Raw genomic sequence first — 498 nt, forward strand, 5'->3', positions numbered from 1 at the left:
AAACTCACATTCTTTCAAGAACAGAGGAAAAGATTTTCGGTCGATTCCGTTGTATTTGCGCAAGACACGTTTCGCCTGATTCCAAAAATTCTCAATGCCGTTGATATGGTTGTGTCGGTCGGCAAACTTTTTGCTGTGATTAATCCTGTGATGGTGAAAACCGCTGACATCCAACACGTCGTAACTGCTCAGGCAGTCCGTATAAACTACGCTATCAGGTGTAATTTTCCTTGTAATAACAGGAAATAAACTTTCCTTTCGGGCATTATTCACTACAACCGTATAAACCTTACCTCCACGTTTAAGGATACCGAAAACCACCACTTTACCTGCTGCTCCCCTACCGCGCTTTCCTTTACGCTTACCGCCGAAATAGCTCTCATCCAATTCTATAGCGCCCTCAAAAACCTGATCTGCTTCCAAAGCCAAATGATGGCTGATAACAAGACGGATTTTACGGTAGAAGAGAATAGCCGTATTGGGCTGAATACCTAAGAT

At 43.2% G+C, this 498-nt stretch carries 1 protein-coding gene; it reads right to left on the reverse strand.

Features of this window, described 5'->3' with window-relative positions; all coding sequences use genetic code 11:
• The coding region (locus IR141_RS12750) for an IS1595 family transposase (protein WP_209304447.1) at positions 1-498 on the reverse strand (498 nt) is incomplete at both ends.

This window comes from Neisseria sp. 19428wB4_WF04, from assembly GCF_015235335.1.
In the GTDB taxonomy this organism is placed as follows: Bacteria; Pseudomonadota; Gammaproteobacteria; order Burkholderiales; family Neisseriaceae; genus Neisseria; species Neisseria musculi.